The sequence below is a fragment of the Nakamurella sp. GG22 genome, from assembly GCF_052976845.2.
This window is the reverse complement of record NZ_JBRIIO020000024.1, coordinates 42,671-58,440: the sequence shown is the minus strand read 5'-3', so window position 1 is coordinate 58,440 and position 15,770 is coordinate 42,671. Positions and strand designations below refer to the sequence as shown.

At 69.6% G+C, this 15,770-nt stretch carries 15 protein-coding genes; 7 read left to right on the top strand and 8 right to left on the bottom strand.

The genetic code is table 11. The features are described 5' to 3' along the window. Positions 1-105 precede the first annotated feature (105 nt). Positions 106-1,944, bottom strand: coding sequence for a class I adenylate-forming enzyme family protein (locus ACVBEQ_RS21170; RefSeq protein WP_447155382.1), 1,839 nt, complete (start codon positions 1,942-1,944; stop codon positions 106-108). Between the two features lie 164 nt (positions 1,945-2,108). Here ACVBEQ_RS21170 and ACVBEQ_RS21165 point away from each other — a divergent pair, with 164 nt between their 5' ends. Beyond that, positions 2,109-2,999: an HAD family hydrolase gene (locus tag ACVBEQ_RS21165; RefSeq protein ID WP_447155381.1), complete on the top strand. Its 891-nt coding sequence runs from the start codon at positions 2,109-2,111 to the stop codon at positions 2,997-2,999. A gap of 18 nt (positions 3,000-3,017) precedes the next feature. On the opposite strand, the gene ACVBEQ_RS21160 is transcribed toward ACVBEQ_RS21165, so the two are convergent. The 4 genes from ACVBEQ_RS21160 to ACVBEQ_RS21145 all read right to left on the bottom strand — a co-directional run bounded on the left by ACVBEQ_RS21160 (position 3,018) and on the right by ACVBEQ_RS21145 (position 6,101). Then, positions 3,018-4,028: a lysophospholipid acyltransferase family protein gene (locus ACVBEQ_RS21160; RefSeq protein WP_447155380.1), complete on the bottom strand. Its 1,011-nt coding sequence runs from the start codon at positions 4,026-4,028 to the stop codon at positions 3,018-3,020. 246 nt (positions 4,029-4,274) lie between these two features. Beyond that, a complete protein-coding gene (locus ACVBEQ_RS21155) occupies positions 4,275-5,582 on the bottom strand; it encodes an NAD-dependent epimerase/dehydratase family protein (protein WP_447155379.1) in 1,308 nt (435 codons plus the stop codon). 103 nt (positions 5,583-5,685) lie between these two features. After that, a complete protein-coding gene (locus ACVBEQ_RS21150) occupies positions 5,686-5,787 on the bottom strand; it encodes a 30S ribosomal protein bS22 (protein WP_015746237.1) in 102 nt (33 codons plus the stop codon). A 140-nt stretch (positions 5,788-5,927) separates the two neighbouring features. Further along, positions 5,928-6,101: a helix-turn-helix domain-containing protein gene (locus ACVBEQ_RS21145; RefSeq protein ID WP_447155378.1), complete on the bottom strand. Its 174-nt coding sequence runs from the start codon at positions 6,099-6,101 to the stop codon at positions 5,928-5,930. Between the two features lie 608 nt (positions 6,102-6,709). Between ACVBEQ_RS21145 and ACVBEQ_RS21140 the strand changes: the two genes are divergently transcribed. From ACVBEQ_RS21140 to ACVBEQ_RS21130, 3 genes are all read left to right on the top strand, one after another. Beyond that, the gene (locus ACVBEQ_RS21140) at positions 6,710-7,330 is read left to right on the top strand and encodes a hypothetical protein (RefSeq protein WP_447155377.1); all 621 of its coding nucleotides are present in this window, start codon (positions 6,710-6,712) and stop codon (positions 7,328-7,330) included. Positions 7,331-7,546: 216 nt separating this feature from the next. After that, positions 7,547-9,262, top strand: a complete 1,716-nt coding sequence (locus ACVBEQ_RS21135; protein WP_447155376.1) for an ABC-F family ATP-binding cassette domain-containing protein — start codon at positions 7,547-7,549, stop codon at positions 9,260-9,262. 46 nt (positions 9,263-9,308) lie between these two features. Then, on the top strand, positions 9,309-10,727 hold the full coding sequence (locus ACVBEQ_RS21130) for an alanine--tRNA ligase-related protein (RefSeq protein ID WP_447155375.1): 1,419 nt from the start codon (positions 9,309-9,311) through the stop codon (positions 10,725-10,727). A 26-nt stretch (positions 10,728-10,753) separates the two neighbouring features. On the opposite strand, the gene proC is transcribed toward ACVBEQ_RS21130, so the two are convergent. Continuing rightward, positions 10,754-11,563, bottom strand: a complete 810-nt coding sequence (proC, locus tag ACVBEQ_RS21125; protein ID WP_447155374.1) for a pyrroline-5-carboxylate reductase — start codon at positions 11,561-11,563, stop codon at positions 10,754-10,756. A 5-nt stretch (positions 11,564-11,568) separates the two neighbouring features. Beyond that, complete coding sequence (locus ACVBEQ_RS21120; RefSeq protein WP_447155373.1) at positions 11,569-12,429, bottom strand: TetR/AcrR family transcriptional regulator; 861 nt, start codon at positions 12,427-12,429, stop codon at positions 11,569-11,571. Between the two features lie 79 nt (positions 12,430-12,508). On the opposite strand from ACVBEQ_RS21120, the gene ACVBEQ_RS21115 reads away from it, so the two are divergent. The 3 genes from ACVBEQ_RS21115 (at position 12,509) to ACVBEQ_RS21105 (ending at position 15,086) form a co-directional block, all read left to right on the top strand. Continuing rightward, positions 12,509-13,537 carry an ATP-binding cassette domain-containing protein gene (locus ACVBEQ_RS21115; RefSeq protein WP_447155372.1) on the top strand — a complete coding sequence of 343 codons (1,029 nt, stop codon included), beginning with the start codon at positions 12,509-12,511 and terminating at the stop codon, positions 13,535-13,537. Beyond that, positions 13,534-14,358, top strand: a complete 825-nt coding sequence (locus ACVBEQ_RS21110) for an ABC transporter permease (protein WP_447155371.1) — start codon at positions 13,534-13,536, stop codon at positions 14,356-14,358. The genes ACVBEQ_RS21115 and ACVBEQ_RS21110 overlap by 4 nt, the downstream gene beginning before the upstream one ends. 167 nt (positions 14,359-14,525) lie before the next feature. Continuing rightward, the gene (locus ACVBEQ_RS21105) at positions 14,526-15,086 is read left to right on the top strand and encodes a hypothetical protein (RefSeq protein ID WP_447155370.1); all 561 of its coding nucleotides are present in this window, start codon (positions 14,526-14,528) and stop codon (positions 15,084-15,086) included. Positions 15,087-15,104: 18 nt separating this feature from the next. On the opposite strand, the gene ACVBEQ_RS21100 is transcribed toward ACVBEQ_RS21105, so the two are convergent. Beyond that, complete coding sequence (locus ACVBEQ_RS21100; RefSeq protein ID WP_447155369.1) at positions 15,105-15,704, bottom strand: TetR/AcrR family transcriptional regulator; 600 nt, start codon at positions 15,702-15,704, stop codon at positions 15,105-15,107. Positions 15,705-15,770: the final 66 nt, after the last annotated feature.

Sequence of the window (15,770 nt, the reverse complement as noted above, 5' to 3'; positions counted from 1 at the left end):
CTCCTCTGGATGGTGGTCCTGCGGCTGTTCGCTGCTCGGATCTCTGCTCGAACACCGGCGTTGCGCCCGGCCTTGCTCTCTGCCGGTCGCGGCCGGCGCCGGAGGTCAGAACAGGTCCTCGTCGGTGTCCTGGTCCCCACGCTCGACCCGGTCCCCGGTACCGGGGAGCCTGGTTCCGAGTTCGTCGAGACCCGCGGCCTCCTCAGGTGCCACGTCCGGTTCCTCCGTTTCGACGGGTGCGTCGAAAGCTGCTCTGGCGTCAGCGATCTCGTCCCCGCCGGCCGGTACCGAGGCCAGCCTGGCAGGCTGCGCCGATCGATCGGGCACGCCCACCGTCGCCGCGTACCGGCGCTGGACGGACGCCCGATCCAATCGGCCGACCTCTGTTCTCGGCAGCACCTCGACCAGGTGGTAGGCGCCCGGCCGCTTGAACGGCGGCAGCCGCTCGCTGACGTACTCGCTGAGGTCATCCTGGGTCGGCCGCGTCCCCGGTCGGGCAACGAGGACCGCCACCACCCGCTGGTGCCCGTCGCCGCCGGGCAACCCGATGACGGCGACCTCGGAGACGTACGGGTGGCCGGCCAGCACGTCCTCCACCTCCCGCGGGTACACCGTGAATCCCGCCACCGTCACTGTTTCCGCCGCCCGGTCGACGAGGTGCAACTCCCCCGCGTCGTCGAGATAACCGATGTCGCCGGTGACGAACCAGCCGTCCGCCCCCGGGCCTCCACCGCCGTCGGGCCAGTAGCCCGAGAACAGCGTGTCGCCGCGGATCGCGATACGCCCGACCTCGCCCGCGTCGGGGGCTTCCGCGACGTCGAAGCTGTCCCTGACGGCCGCTTCGTCGGCGGTCGGCGGCCCCACCGTCGGGACCGCGTCGGTGCCTTCCGGGGTGATCAGCCGCAATTCGATGCCGGGCAGCGGCCTGCCGACCGAGCCGAGGTGCGGCTTGCTGGTGGCGAGCGAGCTGGTCACCACCGACGCCGACTCGGACAGCCCGTAGCCCTCCCAGACCGGCTGCCCGAGCAGGCTCTTGACCTGGGTGAAGTCATCGGGTTCGAGCGGCGCGGTGCCCGACGTCAGCAGCCGGACCGATGACAACGACCGCTCGGCGCCGGGCACCTTGACAAGATGATGGAAGAAACCCGGCGCTCCGGGGATTACCGTGACGCGGTGGTCGTGTGCCGCCTGCAGCGCCGATTCCGTCGCCCGCCGGCCCGCCGACGATCCGGCACCGTCCAGCATCGCCCCGCCGCCGACACCCACCGTCCGCGCATCGAAACCGATGTCCGGCAGCACGCTCGCCCCGCCGACGAGCGTCAGCGGGAGGAAGGCGACGACCCAGCCGGCGAGGTGGTACATCGGCAGCACCTGCAGGACCCGTTCACCATCGCTGAGTCTCAAGCTGCCCAACTCGCCGATCGCGTGGACCGCGGCGAGGATCGCGCGGTGCGACAGCATGACGGCGCGGTCCTCGCGCACTCTGGCGAGCAGCGCGAGGTCCTCGGCACCGCCCGTTGCGGGTCGACCCGTCGCCGGTTCGGCCGTCCACCACTGCGCCAACCGGTCCGGCCCGATCGAGATCGGCAGCCCGTGGTCGTCGTCACCGGAGATCGCCGCGATCGCCCCGACCCGGTCGGCAAAGGCCCCGACGTCGCCGCGTGACGGTCCGATCGGTACTGCGATCACCCCGGCCCGGGCGGTGGCGAAGAGCGATGCGGCGAGGTCCGCACCCGTCGGGAGCGCGATGACGACCCGCTCGCCGGCGCTGACGCCGAGTCCGCGGAGCGCCGCGACACCCGCGTCGGCCGCCGCGTCCAGCTGTGCCCAGGTGTGGGTGCCGGTCGTCGAGATGACGGCGGGCCGATCCGGATACCGGCGGGCTGCGGATCGCAGCAGGTCGGCCACGTTGATCGGCTGGGTGTCCTGTTCCGGGCTGCTCACCCGTCCATTCTCGTGCACCCGCCGACCGAACACCCGGCGAGGCGGGTCGCCGCGCGGCGTCACGGGCGTTCGGCGGGGACCGGCGGATACGCTGACCCCGCACAGCGCAGCGTGAAAGAACGGGCACCGAAGGTTCTCGCCGGATCAGGCAGGGAAAGGCGACAGTGAGATTCCGCAGGGCGCACGACCCCCAGGACGCGGTCGAATCGGCCGAGATCGCGGGCGCGGCGTCTGCCGAGGTCGCACACCTCGCGGTCCAGGAGGAGGAACCCCCACTCGCGCCGGGTGCGGATCTCACCGCGGCCGCGTTCTTCGACGTCGACAACACGATGATGCAGGGCGCATCGATTTTCCATTTCGCCCGCGGCCTGGTCGCCAGGGACTTCTTCACCACCGGTGACCTGCTCCGATTTGCGCTGCTGCAGATCAAGTTCCGCATCTCCGGCGAGGACCTCGACGACATGTCCAGGTCCCGGGAGGGTGCGCTCGCCTTCGTCGCCGGACGCCAGGTCTCACAGATCGTCGAGCTCGGCGAGGAGATCTACGACGACCTGATGGCGCACAAGATCTACCCGCGGACGAGGGAACTCGCCCAACGTCACCTCGACGCGGGGCAACGGGTCTGGCTGGTGACGGCGACCCCGGTGGAGCTGGCGCAGATCATCGCCCGCCGGTTGCACCTGACCGGCGCGCTCGGCACCGTCGCGGAGCAGGTGGACGGGGTGTACACGGGCCGGCTGTTCGGTGAGCTGTTGCACGGCCAGGCGAAGGCCGCGGCGGTCCGCTCGCTGGCCGCACGTGAGGGGCTCGACCTCCGCCGGTGCACCGCCTACTCCGATTCGGTGAACGACGTGCCGATGCTCGCGGTGGTCGGCACGGCGGTCGCGATCAATCCGGACGGCGCGCTCCGGGACGTGGCGAGGGAACGCGGCTGGCAGATCAAGGACTTCCGCTCGGGGCGGCGGGCGGCCCTGATCTGGGTACCGGCCGTCGCCGGGACGGGCCTGATCGGCGCCGGTGTGCTGGTGGGACGGGCGGTCTGGCGGCGACGCTGACGTGTTTCTGTGTGCCGGTCAACCCAGGAACGGGTGCCCACGGCGGAGCAACAGCCGGTACAGGGTCTGCTGGATCGTCTCCCGAACCCGGTCGGTCAGGTTGAACACGACCATCGGGTCGTCGGCGGCGTTGTCCGGATAGATGTCCGTCGGAATGGGCTCACCGAATTCGATGATCCACTTGCTCGGCAGCGGGATCGCGCCGAGCGGCCCGAGCAGCGGGAAGGTCGGCGTCACCGGGAAGTAGGGCAGGCCGAGGGCGCGCGCGAGCGGCTTGAGATTGCCGATCAGCGGGTAGATCTCCTCGGCGCCGACGATGGAGACAGGGATGATCGGGACACCGGTCTTCAGGGCCGCGGTGACGAACCCGCCCCGGCCGAAGCGCTGCAGTTTGTAGCGCTGGGAGTACGGCTTCCCGACACCCTTGAAGCCCTCCGGGTAGACCGCTACGAGCTGGCCGGATGACAGCAGGCGTTCCGCGTCCGGGTTGCACGCGAGGGTATTGCCGGCCTTCCGGCTGATCGGGCCCAGGAACGGGGTGTCGAAGACCAGGTCGGCGCCGAGCATCCGCAGGGGCCGCCGGAGTGGATGGAACTCGCGGACCGCGACCGCCGTCATCACCGCGTCGATGGCGACGGTGCCGGAGTGGTTGGCCACGAGCAGCGCGCCACCGGTGTCCGGGATGTTCTCCATGCCGAGGGTCTCGATGCGAAACCACTTCTCGTACAACAACTTCAGCGGCGGGACAAGCACTGTGTCGGTGAAGTCGGGGTCGTACCCGAAGTCGTCGACGGTGTAGTCGCCGGTCATCCTGCGGCGCAGGAACGCGAGCGATCCGGCGAGGCCGCGCTTCCAGCCCGTTTCGGCCGGCAGGTGATCTGCGGGCACCGTCCGAGGCGGGCCGGTGCGGCCCGGGTCCGCGGAGGCGCCTGTGTCGTGCGACCCGGTTGCGTCCGAGAGCGTGGCCGCGTCCGAGAGCGTGGCCGCGTCCGAGAGCGTGGCCGCGTCGACAAAACCTGCTGTGTCCAACGGGTTCGCCGTGTCTACCGGGTCGGCTGCATCCGGCTCCGCGGGTGCACCGAGCGGGGCGGCCGAGCCGGCCACACGTGCGCGGGTACCGCCAGATGCCTTTCGCCGACGTGGTGCGGATGCCGCCGAGCGGTCTCGGGGGACGTCAGTGCCGGCCACGGCCGTTCCTTCTTCCTGCCGGCGGCTCGGCCGGTGTCGACTGCGATGGTGGGCGGCCCGCTGTGCTCGGGCGGCCGGCTGTGGTGATCATGATCGGCTCCGCCTCCGCCGCGGTGCTCCTGCTCCATCACCGGGGATCCCGACGAGCCGCGGGCGCCCGGGCGCGCGCCCGGCTCCCCGGGACGAGGAGCCCGCCGCTACCCCGGTGCCGGTCGGTGCGGCGGTGCCAGCCGGTGCGGTGGTGCCGGCCGGTGCGGCGCCGGCCGTGGGTCCGGCCGCCTCGACCATTTCGCGGATCGTCGCCGCACCGAACGCAAGGCCGGTGTCGTACTCCGACCCGGACAGTTCGGCACGTGCCGGTTCGGCACGCACGCCGAGCGCACCGGCGAGCCGCACCTCGAGCCCGCGCACGGTGTCGGGCGTGACGGCGGGCCGCAGCGTGCGGGCGAAGTCGTCGAATGCCTCGAGTGTGCTGAACCGGGGGGTGTAGCCGACGCGCTCGACGAGCCTGGAGGTGTCCAGGACCCGACCGGCGGCGAGCAGCTTGACCTGTCCGGGTGAGAACGCGCCGATGTGCAGGGTGCGCATGGTCCGGGACAGCGGGTCCAGACCCAACGACGGGACGGCGAGCGGCACCCGGCCGGCCCGGTGAATTGCCTGGGCGAGGGTGATGACGCCGGGACCGGCGACGTTCACGGTGCCGGCGAAATCGCCGAGGGCGAGATGCTCGAGCAAACCGACGGCGTCGAGCTCATGCACGAACTGCAGTCGGGCATCCCTGCCGAGGACCATCGGAACGAACGGGGACAGCCCGAAGTACCGGGTCAGCGGGGTCACCACGGTCGGGCCGATGACGTCGGCAAGCCGCGGCACCGCAATCCGCACATCGGGTCGCCGCCGGCCGAAACCCCTGACGTAGGCCTCGATGTCGATCGCGTCGCGGCCGGGACCGGATGACGGCACCGACCGCGCGGACATCTCCTCGGTGAAGATCGCCGGGTCGCGTGACGAGGCACCGTAGATCGCGCCGGTCGACCTGACGATGAGGTTCCGCACGCTCTCGGAGCGCTGGCAGGCGGCGAGGAGCTGCATCGTCCCGAGGACGTTCATCTCCTTGGCCATGCTCCGCGCAGCCGACGACGCAGGGGTGGACGAGGCCGACGCATGCACGACGGTGTCGACGCCCGCAGCGTCGATCACCCGGGCCACCAACGGGTTCCGGATGTCGACCCTGGCGAAATCCGCGCCGCCCATCCGATATCGCGCGGCGGGTTCGGGCAACGCTGCGTCGACTCCGATGACCCGCTGGACATCCGGGTGCTCGGCGAGGCGTCCGGCAAGGGACGATCCGATGAACCTGGTGACACCCGTCACCAGGATGATCAGACCCGCCATGGCTTTCTACCCCTCGAAGATCGACCGCGTGACCGACCGGTCGGTCGACGACCGCACGCCCTGTGACGTTCCGGGCCGGTGTTCCACCGGCCCCCCGTCAGGGCTACTTGCCGGCCTTGCGACGCGCGACCCTGGTCTTGCGGAGCAACTTGCGATGCTTCTTCTTGGCCATCCGCTTGCGACGCTTCTTGATGACAGAACCCATGAGGGTGATCTCTCCAAGTGTGTGGGTGCCGCCGCGCGGTGAGATTCGCCGCCTCGACGCCTGAGTGAACGCCACGGGCCGAGACCGGCCCGTCAGCCCGGCGGTTACCGGGCCCGGTCATCCTACCGGCCGTCGCTCGATCAGCCGACGTCGTTGAATGCGGTCCGTAGGTAGTCGTGGACGGCGCGCTCCGGCACGCGGAACGAGCGTCCGACCCGGACGGCCGGCAACTCCCCCGAGTGCACCAGCCGATAGACCGTCATCCGGGAGACCCGCATCAGGAGCGCGACCTCCGCGACGGTCAGGAATCGCATTTCGGCCAGCGTCGGATCCCGGGGGGTTGGCTCCCTCGGGGGTCGATCGTCTCGAGCGGGCATCAGGGCACCGTCTTCCGGCACGTCTCGCGCCGCCAGGCTTCCCCTCCGGCGGACACCATACGTACGTGCTTTGTGAACTCTAGCGTTACAGGAGGGAAGAAGGCGATGACGGATTTGCCGGGGCCACCTGCAGCGATGGTGTGTCATCACATCGGGTGAACTGAGCGCTGCGTCGGCGCGATGCCCGGTGCGGGGCAAAGCCGAAACGGGTCAACGGAGATGATCCCCGACATTGGACCGTGGTCGGATCGGCGGATACACCGGCTTCGGCGTAAGGCGCGGTCGGAGTGCTCATGTTTGCTCCCTCAGAGTGGGCCCGCGGTGCCGGCGTGGAGTCGCCGAGGTTGGCGACACCCTGCAGACGCATACCGATCGGCATTTCGACATCTGCGCCGCTGTCATGGGTCATCGTTCGAAAATCTCTGCGCGTCGCCCGTCAACGCCGCCCGGATGGAGCCATTGCCACGGAACCGCGACGGGAGGATCGTGTGGATCACCGGCAGCGCCGCCGGGGCGCTGCCCGCTCGAACAGAGGGGGTGCGTCCATGTACGCACGGTCCACCACGTTCCAGGCCCGCCGGGCTTCCGTCGATGCCGGCATCGGATTCATCCGCGACGAAGTGATGCCTGCCGTGGAGCACATGCCGGGCTGCTTCGGGCTGTCGATGATGGCCGACCGGATGTCCGGACGGTGCATCGTCACCACAGCCTGGGACAGGCGCGAGCAGATGCATGACAGCGACGCGGCCATTGCGCCCATGCGCGAACGGGGCGCTCAGGTGCTCGGCGGCGCACCCTTCGTCGAGGAGTGGGAGATCGCACTCCTGCATCGCAACCATCATTCGCATGACGGTGCCTGCGTGCGGGCGACCTGGACGCACGGCGACCCGTCGCGGATGGATGACGGCGTGGCCATGTTCCGCATGACGACACTGCCCGCGATGGAAGCGCTCGACGGTTTCTGCAGCGCGAGCATGTTCATCGAGCGTTCCGCAGGTCGTGCGGTGACGTCCGTGACCTACGACAGCCGCGCGGCGATGGACGCGAGCCGGGAGGAGGCGATGAAGCTGCGCCGCAGGATCGTCATGGAAACGGGCTCCGACGTGCTCGACGTTGCCGAGTTCGACCTGATGGTCGCCCACCTGCGGGTTCCTGAGATGGCATGAGACACCGTCGGAGCCGCGGGTCCGCGCCGTCAGCGCCGCCACCCGGGGAACTGCGGGAAAAGGAGTTGAACTGGCCCGCGGCACCGACCTATCGTCGTCGTCATCATGGATCGCTGACATCGCTCGCGCCCACGCCCGAGGCACCCGCCACATGCCGGCGGCCGACCCGGTGGGCACCCCCGTGCTGGAAAACCAGCCCGAAACCCCGGGATTGCGATGTCTATTCAGCCTCTACCTGCCCACGCCGTGTTCCCGCACGCCGCGCCCGGCAGAGCTGCGCAGAGCACAGCATCGACGGGCCCCGAACTGCGCGCCGAGGACCTGACCAAGTCCTACGCCGGGTGGACGGTGCTGCGCGGCATCGACCTGCATGCCGGTCCGGGCCGGCGGATCGGACTGATCGGGGAGAACGGCGCCGGGAAGTCCACGCTGCTGCGCCTGCTGGCCGGTGTCGAGGAGCCCGACTCGGGTACCGTCCGCCGGCCCGCGGACTTCGGTTACCTCGCGCAGGAGCCGCCGTTCGACGACAACGCCACCGTTGCAACGGTTCTCACTGACGCACTGGCGCCCCTGCATTCGGCGGTCGAGGCGATCGAAGAGCTCAGCGAGAGGCTCGCGGAGGAGCAGGCGCCCGCCGCAGGGCACGCTCTCGCAGATCGGTACGCCAGAGTTCTCGAGTGGGCCGAACAGCACGACGCCTGGGACGCCGACCGGAGGGCCAAGCTCGCCGCCCACCGGCTCGGGCTGGCCGACCTGGATCCGGGCCGCACTGTCGCCACCCTCTCCGGTGGTCAGCGCACCCGGCTCGCACTGGCCGCGTTGATCACAACCAGACCGCTGTGCGTGCTGCTCGACGAGCCGACGAACCATCTCGACGACGAGGCACTCGACCTGCTGGAGTCCTTCCTGGTCGGCCTGCCCGGCGTTGTCGTCGCAGCGAGCCACGACCGGGTCTTCCTCGACCGGGTGTGCACGCAGATCATCGATCTGGACCCCACCGGGTTCGGCACCGACGGCGACGGCTCCGTGCGGCATTCGCTGGGCGGGGCGGGCTTCACCGACTACCTTGCCCGCCGCGCGGACGCCCGCCGCCGTTGGGAACGCACGTACACCGAAGAACAGCGGGAGATCGCCGAACTCCGGGCCACCGCGTCGATCGGCACCAGCCGCATCGCGCACGGCCGTGGTCCGCGGGACAACGACAAGTTCATCTTCGCGTTCAAGGGCGCCCGGGTGGAACGGACGCTGGCCCGCCGGGTGCACGACGCGCAGCGCAGGCTTGCGATCGCCGAGCGGAACCAGCTGAGACGGCCGCCCGCCGTCCTGCAGTTCCGCGCCGCACTGGGGTCCGCCGGTAGTGGCGACACAGCAGTGCACGTCGGAGATCTCGAGGTGCCCGGCCGGGTGTCACTGGACCGGCTCGACGTCACCGCCGGCGAACGATTGCTGCTCACCGGTGCCAACGGGTCCGGGAAGTCCAGCCTGCTGGCCGTCCTCGCCGGCCGGCTGCGGCCGTCGAGCGGGACCGTGCAGATCGCCGCCCGCCGGGTCGGCTTGCTGGCGCAGGACGTCGTCTTCAAGGATCCGGCCGAAACCGCCCGAGCCACCATGGAGCGGCGGGCGGGCAGCGGCGCCGGAGAGGCGCTCACCGGGTTCGGCCTACTGCCTCCGGCGGCGATCGACGCGCCGATCGGTTCGCTGAGCGTCGGCCAGCGACGCCGGTTGGCGCTCGCGATCCTGGTCGCCGTCTCGCCCGACCTGCTGCTGCTCGACGAGCCCACCAACCACATCTCGCCCGCGCTGGCCACCGAACTCGAGGAGGCGCTGGGCACATCGGCCGGCACCGTCATCCTCGCGAGCCACGACCGGTGGCTTCGCCGGCGCTGGGACGGGCCGGAGCTGGGGTTGACCCGGCCTTTCGGGCGGACCTGACGAACAAAGCCCTGCACAGCGATGACCGATATGTGATCATCCGTCGATGGATGCCGACGAGGTGCGCAAGGTCTACCTGGACTTCATGGTCGAGCGGGGGCATGTCGTCATCCCGCGGGCCCCGCTGATCCCGCACGACGACCCGACGACGTTGTTCACCGGCAGTGGGATGCAGCCGCTGCTGCCGTACCTGCTCGGCCAGGACCACCCCGCCGGCCACCGGTTGACCGACAGCCAGACCTGCCTGCGCGCCCAGGACATCGAGGACGTCGGCGACAACCGGCACACCACGTTCTTCGAGATGCTCGGGAACTGGAGCCTGGGCGACTATTTCAAGCGCGATCAGCTGAGCCAGGTGTGGGAGTTCCTCACCGGCCGGGTCGGGCTGGACCCCAACCGGATCTACGTCAGCTGCTTCATCGGCGACGAGGCCAACGGGATCCCGAAGGACACCGAGAGCGCCGCGATCTGGACCGAACTCTTCACCGCGGCCGGGATCAGCGCCGACCAGGTCGAGCTTGGCAGCGAGGAGCACGGTGCCGAAGTCGGTTCACAAGGGGCGCGTATCGCGTTCTACGGCAAGAAGAACTGGTGGTGCCGCGGCGGAAAGGCCGAGGACATGCCGGTCGGAGAGCCGGGCGGACCCGATTCTGAGATGTTCTACCTCTATCCACAGATCAAGCACGATCCCGCTTTCGGTGCGCACTGCCACCAGAATTGCGATTGCGGACGATTCATCGAGCTCGGCAACTCGGTGTTCATGGAATACCGCAGGACGGCGACCGGGTTCGCCCAACTCCCCCGTCGCAATGTGGATTACGGTGGCGGGCTGGCCCGGATCGCAGCGGCGTCGATCGACAGTCCGGACGTCTACCGGATCAGCCTGCTCTGGCCGATCGTGCAGGAACTGGAGACGCTGTCGGGGCGGTCGTACGACACCGACACGGTCGCGATGCGGGTGATCGCCGATCACCTCCGCGGCGCGACATTCCTTGCCGTGGACGGGGTGCGGCCGAGCAACAAGGCGCAGGGCTACGTCATGCGGCGGCTGATTCGGCGGGCGATCCGCTACGCGTTCGATCTCGGGCTCGAGCAGAATTTCTTCCCGCAGATCATCCCGACGATCGCGGGCATGTATGACGCCAACTACCCCGAGGTACAGGAGCGCGGCGAGCAGGTGATCGCAGTTCTGGTCAAGGAGGAAAAGGCATTCCGGAAGACGCTCCGAAAGGGCATCAAGCAGCTCAGCAGCTACTCGCGGGGCGTGTCGGGAAATGAATTGTTTACGCTGTACGACACGTTCGGGTTCCCGGTCGAGCTCAGCACCGAGGAAGCCACCAGAGCCGGCATTCCGCTCAGCCCGGAGTGGCGGGCCGAATTCGACGAGAACATGGCGGAGCAGCGGGCGAGGTCACAGGGCGCCCAGAAGAAGGCGGGCAGGAAGAAGGTCGGCCAACCGGCCTGACGGTGCCGCCCGATCCGAAACCCGCCTCAGCTCGTGTGCGCCTTGCCGAGTTCGGCGGAGCGGAGTGCCGCGGCTTCGATCGCCGACAGCAGGGCGGCCCGCACACCGTGATTCTCCAGCTCGCGGATCGCGGCGATGGTGGTCCCGCCGGGTGAGGTCACCGCTTCCCGCAGCGAGACGGGGTGCTCCCCCGAGTCCCGCAGCATCGTGGCCGCGCCGATCGCCGACTGGATGATCAGGTCGGTGGACACCGCCCGCGGCAGGCCGAGCAGGATGCCGGCGTCGATCATCGCCTCGACGAGGAAGAAGAAGTACGCCGGACCCGAGCCGGACAGCGCCGTCACCGCATCCTGCTGATCCTCCGGAACCCGTACTACCTTGCCGACGGTGGACAGCAGATCCTCGACGAGTTGCAGGTGTTCGGGGCCGGCGTGCGAACCGGCCGAGATCGCGCTCATCGCCTCGCCGACGAGCATCGGGGTGTTGGGCATGACGCGCACGACGGGGGTTCCGTCGGGCAGGTGACGCTCGTACAGCGCCGTCGGCAGCCCCGCACACAGCGACACCACCAGGGTCCCGGGCTTGATCGACCAGGACAGCGCACGCAGCAACGGATCGATGTCCTGCGGCTTGACCGCGACCACCAGCACGTCGGCGGTCTTCGCCGCCTGGTCCGTGTCCACCCCGCGGACGCCGTACCGGTCGGTGAGTTCCTGCACCCGCGTCGGGTACCGCTCGGTGAACATCAGCGATTCCGGCGATCGGCCGGCCGACAGCAGCCCGGACAGCAGCGCCTCGCCGATCTTGCCCGCACCCAGGATCGCAATCGTCGTCATGGCGCTCAGGGTGCCATGGCCGCGGGACCGCCGGTATGCCGGGCGATCAAGTTCTGCACACCGTCCAGGATCCGTTCGAGCCCGAACTCCATGATGTGCGCCGGATCGCCCGAGCTCTGGTGATACTCACCGGCCGCCGTGCCCACCCGGGATCCGAGCGGGAAAGCCGACGAGTCCATCAGGGTGGCCAGCGTCGGCGAGATGGTCGTCCACCAGTCGAGGTCCGATTCGCCGCTCTGCCGGCGGGCCTGGTCGAGCGACACCTGCCAGCGCGCCATTCCCTCGGCATGCACCAGGAGCAGCGTCAGGACGCTGTCCATCTCGATGTCGGAAAGCCCGATGCCATCGAGCGGGCGGAGCTCCACCTCGTACTTCCGGCTGATGTTCGGCCCCAGCACGGGCCGACCGGCCGGCACGGCGAGCAACCACGGATGCCGGAGGTACCCGTCCCAGTTGTGCCGGGCGATGAAGGCCAGCGCGGAGCGCCACTCCCCCGGCCGGCCGGACGGCTCATCGGAACCGGCATAGACCTGGCCGGCAACGGTGTCGACCATCAGCTCGATGAGCGCCGGCTTCCCGGGCACATGCGTGTACAGCGACATGGTGCCGACGCCGAGGTCACCGGCGATGCCGCGCATGGACAGCGCGTCCAGCCCGTCGGCGTCGGCAAGCCGGATCGCGGATTCGACGATGGAGGCGACGGTCAGCCCCGACCGACCCGGACGGTCACGCGGACCCCAGAGCAGCGCGAGCATCCGGCCCGGGTCGACGTCGCCACTGGTTCGAGGTGCGCCGTTGCGAGAGGAGCCCCTGGCGGGTGCTGCCTCCGCCTGGACGTCTTCTCGGGGGGATTCGGTGGCGGGCACGGGAACATTCTCCCGTCCACTCTCGTTAACTGCTTCCGTACGCCGTACCGTACAGCGTACCGATTCGAGGAGGCAGCCCGTGCGCACCCCCGGAAGCACCAGCACCCACCATCCACCGAGGACAGGAGACGGACTCGCGATCGATGCCCGCGATGTGCGGAAGAACTACGGCGGCCCGCAGGGCGGCCCCGGCCTCAACGGCCTCGATCTGGCGGTCGATCCCGGCACGGTGCACGGACTGCTCGGCCCCAACGGAGCCGGGAAGACAACAGCCATCCGGATCCTCACCACGCTGCTGCGACTCGACTCGGGCGCTGCAACGGTCGCCGGCCACGACGTGACGACCAGCGGACGTGCGGTCCGCAGGCAGATCGGCCTGGTCGGTCAATCCGCAGCCGTCGACGAGGTGCTCACCGGGCGGCAGAACCTTCTCCTCGCGGGCAGGCTCAACCACCTGCCCGCCGCCGCCGCGCTGCATCGCGCCGACGAACTCCTCGAGCATTTCGGGCTGACCGATGCCGCACGTCGAAAGGTCGCCACCTACTCCGGCGGCATGCGCCGCCGGCTCGACCTCGCGGCGGCCCTCGTCGTCACACCGGCGGTGTTGTTCGTCGACGAGCCGACCACCGGTCTTGACCCGCAGGGCAGACGCGAGGTGTGGGCCGCTGTCAGGGATCTCGTGAGCAACGGGACCACGGTCCTGCTCACCACGCAGTACCTCGAGGAGGCGGATCAACTGGCCGACCGGATATCCATGCTGCGGGACGGCGTGGTGGTGAGCACCGGAACCCCGGCCGAGCTGAAGGCGTCGATCGGCGGGGACCGGCTAGAGATCACCGTCGCGCAGCCGTCCGACTTCGACCGGCTGCGCGACCTCGCCGCACCGTTCGCCGCCGGCGACGTGCACCTCGATGCCGGTGCGCTGACTGTCACCATCCCTGTCACCGATCGGACCCGTGCCCTCGTCGGGCTGTCCACCGCACTCGCCGAGGGCGCCGTCGAGCCCACCGACATCACCATCCGCCGGCCGAGTCTCGACGAGGTCTTCCTGCACATGATGGCCGACGGTCGGCAGTTCCCCCACACCACACCAGAGGTGACGGCGTGACGAGCGCAATTGCGATCGCCGGACGGCCGGACGGCACAGCACTGGGCGACGCATGGACGATCACCCGCAGGCAGTTCTGGCACTGGCGGGCCCAGCCGGGCGCCTTCGCCGTCGGGCTGCTGTTCCCGGTGCTCGTCACCCTGATGTTCGGCGCACTGTTCGGCGGGGCCATCGCCGGTCCGTCGACCGAGTACGCGGGCAGCTACTACGACTTCCTGATGCCGGGGATCTTCGCCGTCGCGATGCTTTTCGGCCTCGAGTCGACGATGACGGCGGTGAACGCCGACGCCGCGAAGGGGGTCACCGACAGGTTCAGGTCGCTGCCGATCAATCCGGCAGCCGTGGTGCTCGGCCGGTGCATCGCCGACATGATCAACAGCGTGCTGGGTCTGGCCGTGCTCGTGGCAACCGGCTTGCTGCTCGGTTGGTCGTGGACGAACGGCCTCGCTGCCGCGCTCACTGCCTTCGCCCTGCTGTTGCTGCTGCGCTTCTCGTTGCTCTGGGTCGGCATCTTCCTGGGGCTCAAGGCCAAGGGACCGGAGTCCGTCGCGGCAGTCCAGATCCTGGTGTGGCCGGTGAGCATGCTCAGCAACGCGTTCGTCGATCCGGCGACGATGCCCGGCTGGCTGGGAGCCATCGCCTCCTGGAATCCCCTGTCGGCGACTGCCTCCGCGAGCCGCGAGCTGTTCGGCAACCCCGGCTGGAACGCCGGCAGCTGGATGGCGGAGTACGCGCTGGCGCTGGCCGTCTGCTGGCCGGTGGTGATCACCGCGGTCTTCGCGCCGCTGGCCATCAGGGCGCACCGCAGGCTCGGCGGCTGACCCGACGGTGCAGGTTCGGCGGCCGGACGCGCTCCGCGCGCACGGCCGCCGTTCACCCGTGCGGGATGATCCGCTGTGCGTCACCGATCGGCAGGGTGGAGGAACCAGGGGAAGCCGTCGGACGTCAGAGTCTTCGGGAACGGCCCACAAGAGCAGAAGGTGGACACATGACCGCGACGACATCATCGGATCCGACACCTCCAGTGCAGGCGATGCGCCGCGCACCGGCACGCAAGCGCTCTATCCGGGCGGTGGCCACGGGGGCGATGATCGTGCTCACGCTGGTTCTGACAGCATGCAGCAGCTCCAACTCGCCGACCGTGACCTCCAACTCGGCGGACACGCAACCGTCGTCATCGGCGCCGGAGTCCGGGGCGAGCACGTACCCGGCCGGCAAGGAAGACGTCTGCCAGGCCCGGGACCAGCTCTCGGCGTCGATCAACGCACTCACCGATTCGGCTCTGCTGACGGGGGGTGCCGCGGGTATCCAGGCTGCGGTCGGCGAGGTACAGACCAGCCTGACCGCACTCGTCGCGGCCGGCAAGGACGACTACGGCCCCCAGCTCGATGCCCTGCAGACCGCGCTCGATCAGGTGCAGACCGCCGTGGGTGAGGTCGGAAACGGCAACGCCGCAACGGGTCTGGTCGGGATCGGGACCGCTATCGGATCCGTCGGGTCAGCGGCCTCGAACCTGTTCACCGCGTTGCGAACCACCTGCGGTTCGTGACCGCGCGACCCGCAGCACTCAGCGCGGTCGGAGTCCCCGCACGAGCAGCGTCATCGTCTCGGCAAGCGACTGCTCCCAGCCTTGTTCCTCGAGGAGTCCGCCGGCGACGAGCGTCGCGAAGCCGTGCATGGTCGCGAGGATGGCGGTGCTGATCTCGTCGACGGATCCGCCGACCACCTCGCCGCGCTGCTGCGCTTCCTGCAGGAGGCGCAGCGGCGCGTCGAACGCGCGCTCGGCGGAGTTCCGGATCTCGGCAGGCGCCTCGCGCCGGTGCTTCGCCGCGAACATGACGGTCAGCAGCGGCGCGTTCCGCAGGGCGAACCGCACGTAACAGGCCGCGTGGGGACCCAGCCGGGCTTCGAATGATGCGCCCGTGGGTGGCGGCGTGAGATCGAGCGCCGCCCGCAGCCGGTCGAATCCGTTGACGGCGACCGCGTCGAGCAGCGCCTGCCGATCGGCGAAGTGCCGGCTCGGCGCAGCGTGGCTCACCCCGAGGTCCCTGGCCAGTTCACGCATGGACAGGGCGTCGATCCCGTCCGCCGCGACGACGTCCGTCGCCCGTTCCACGAGGGCAGCACGGAGATCGCCGTGGTGATACCGCAGCGTCCCGGTGACCATCACTCCCCCTTGCGCGGAACCAACCGATGTTGGCGTTGACAACAATGTAGACGATGCCTACTTTGG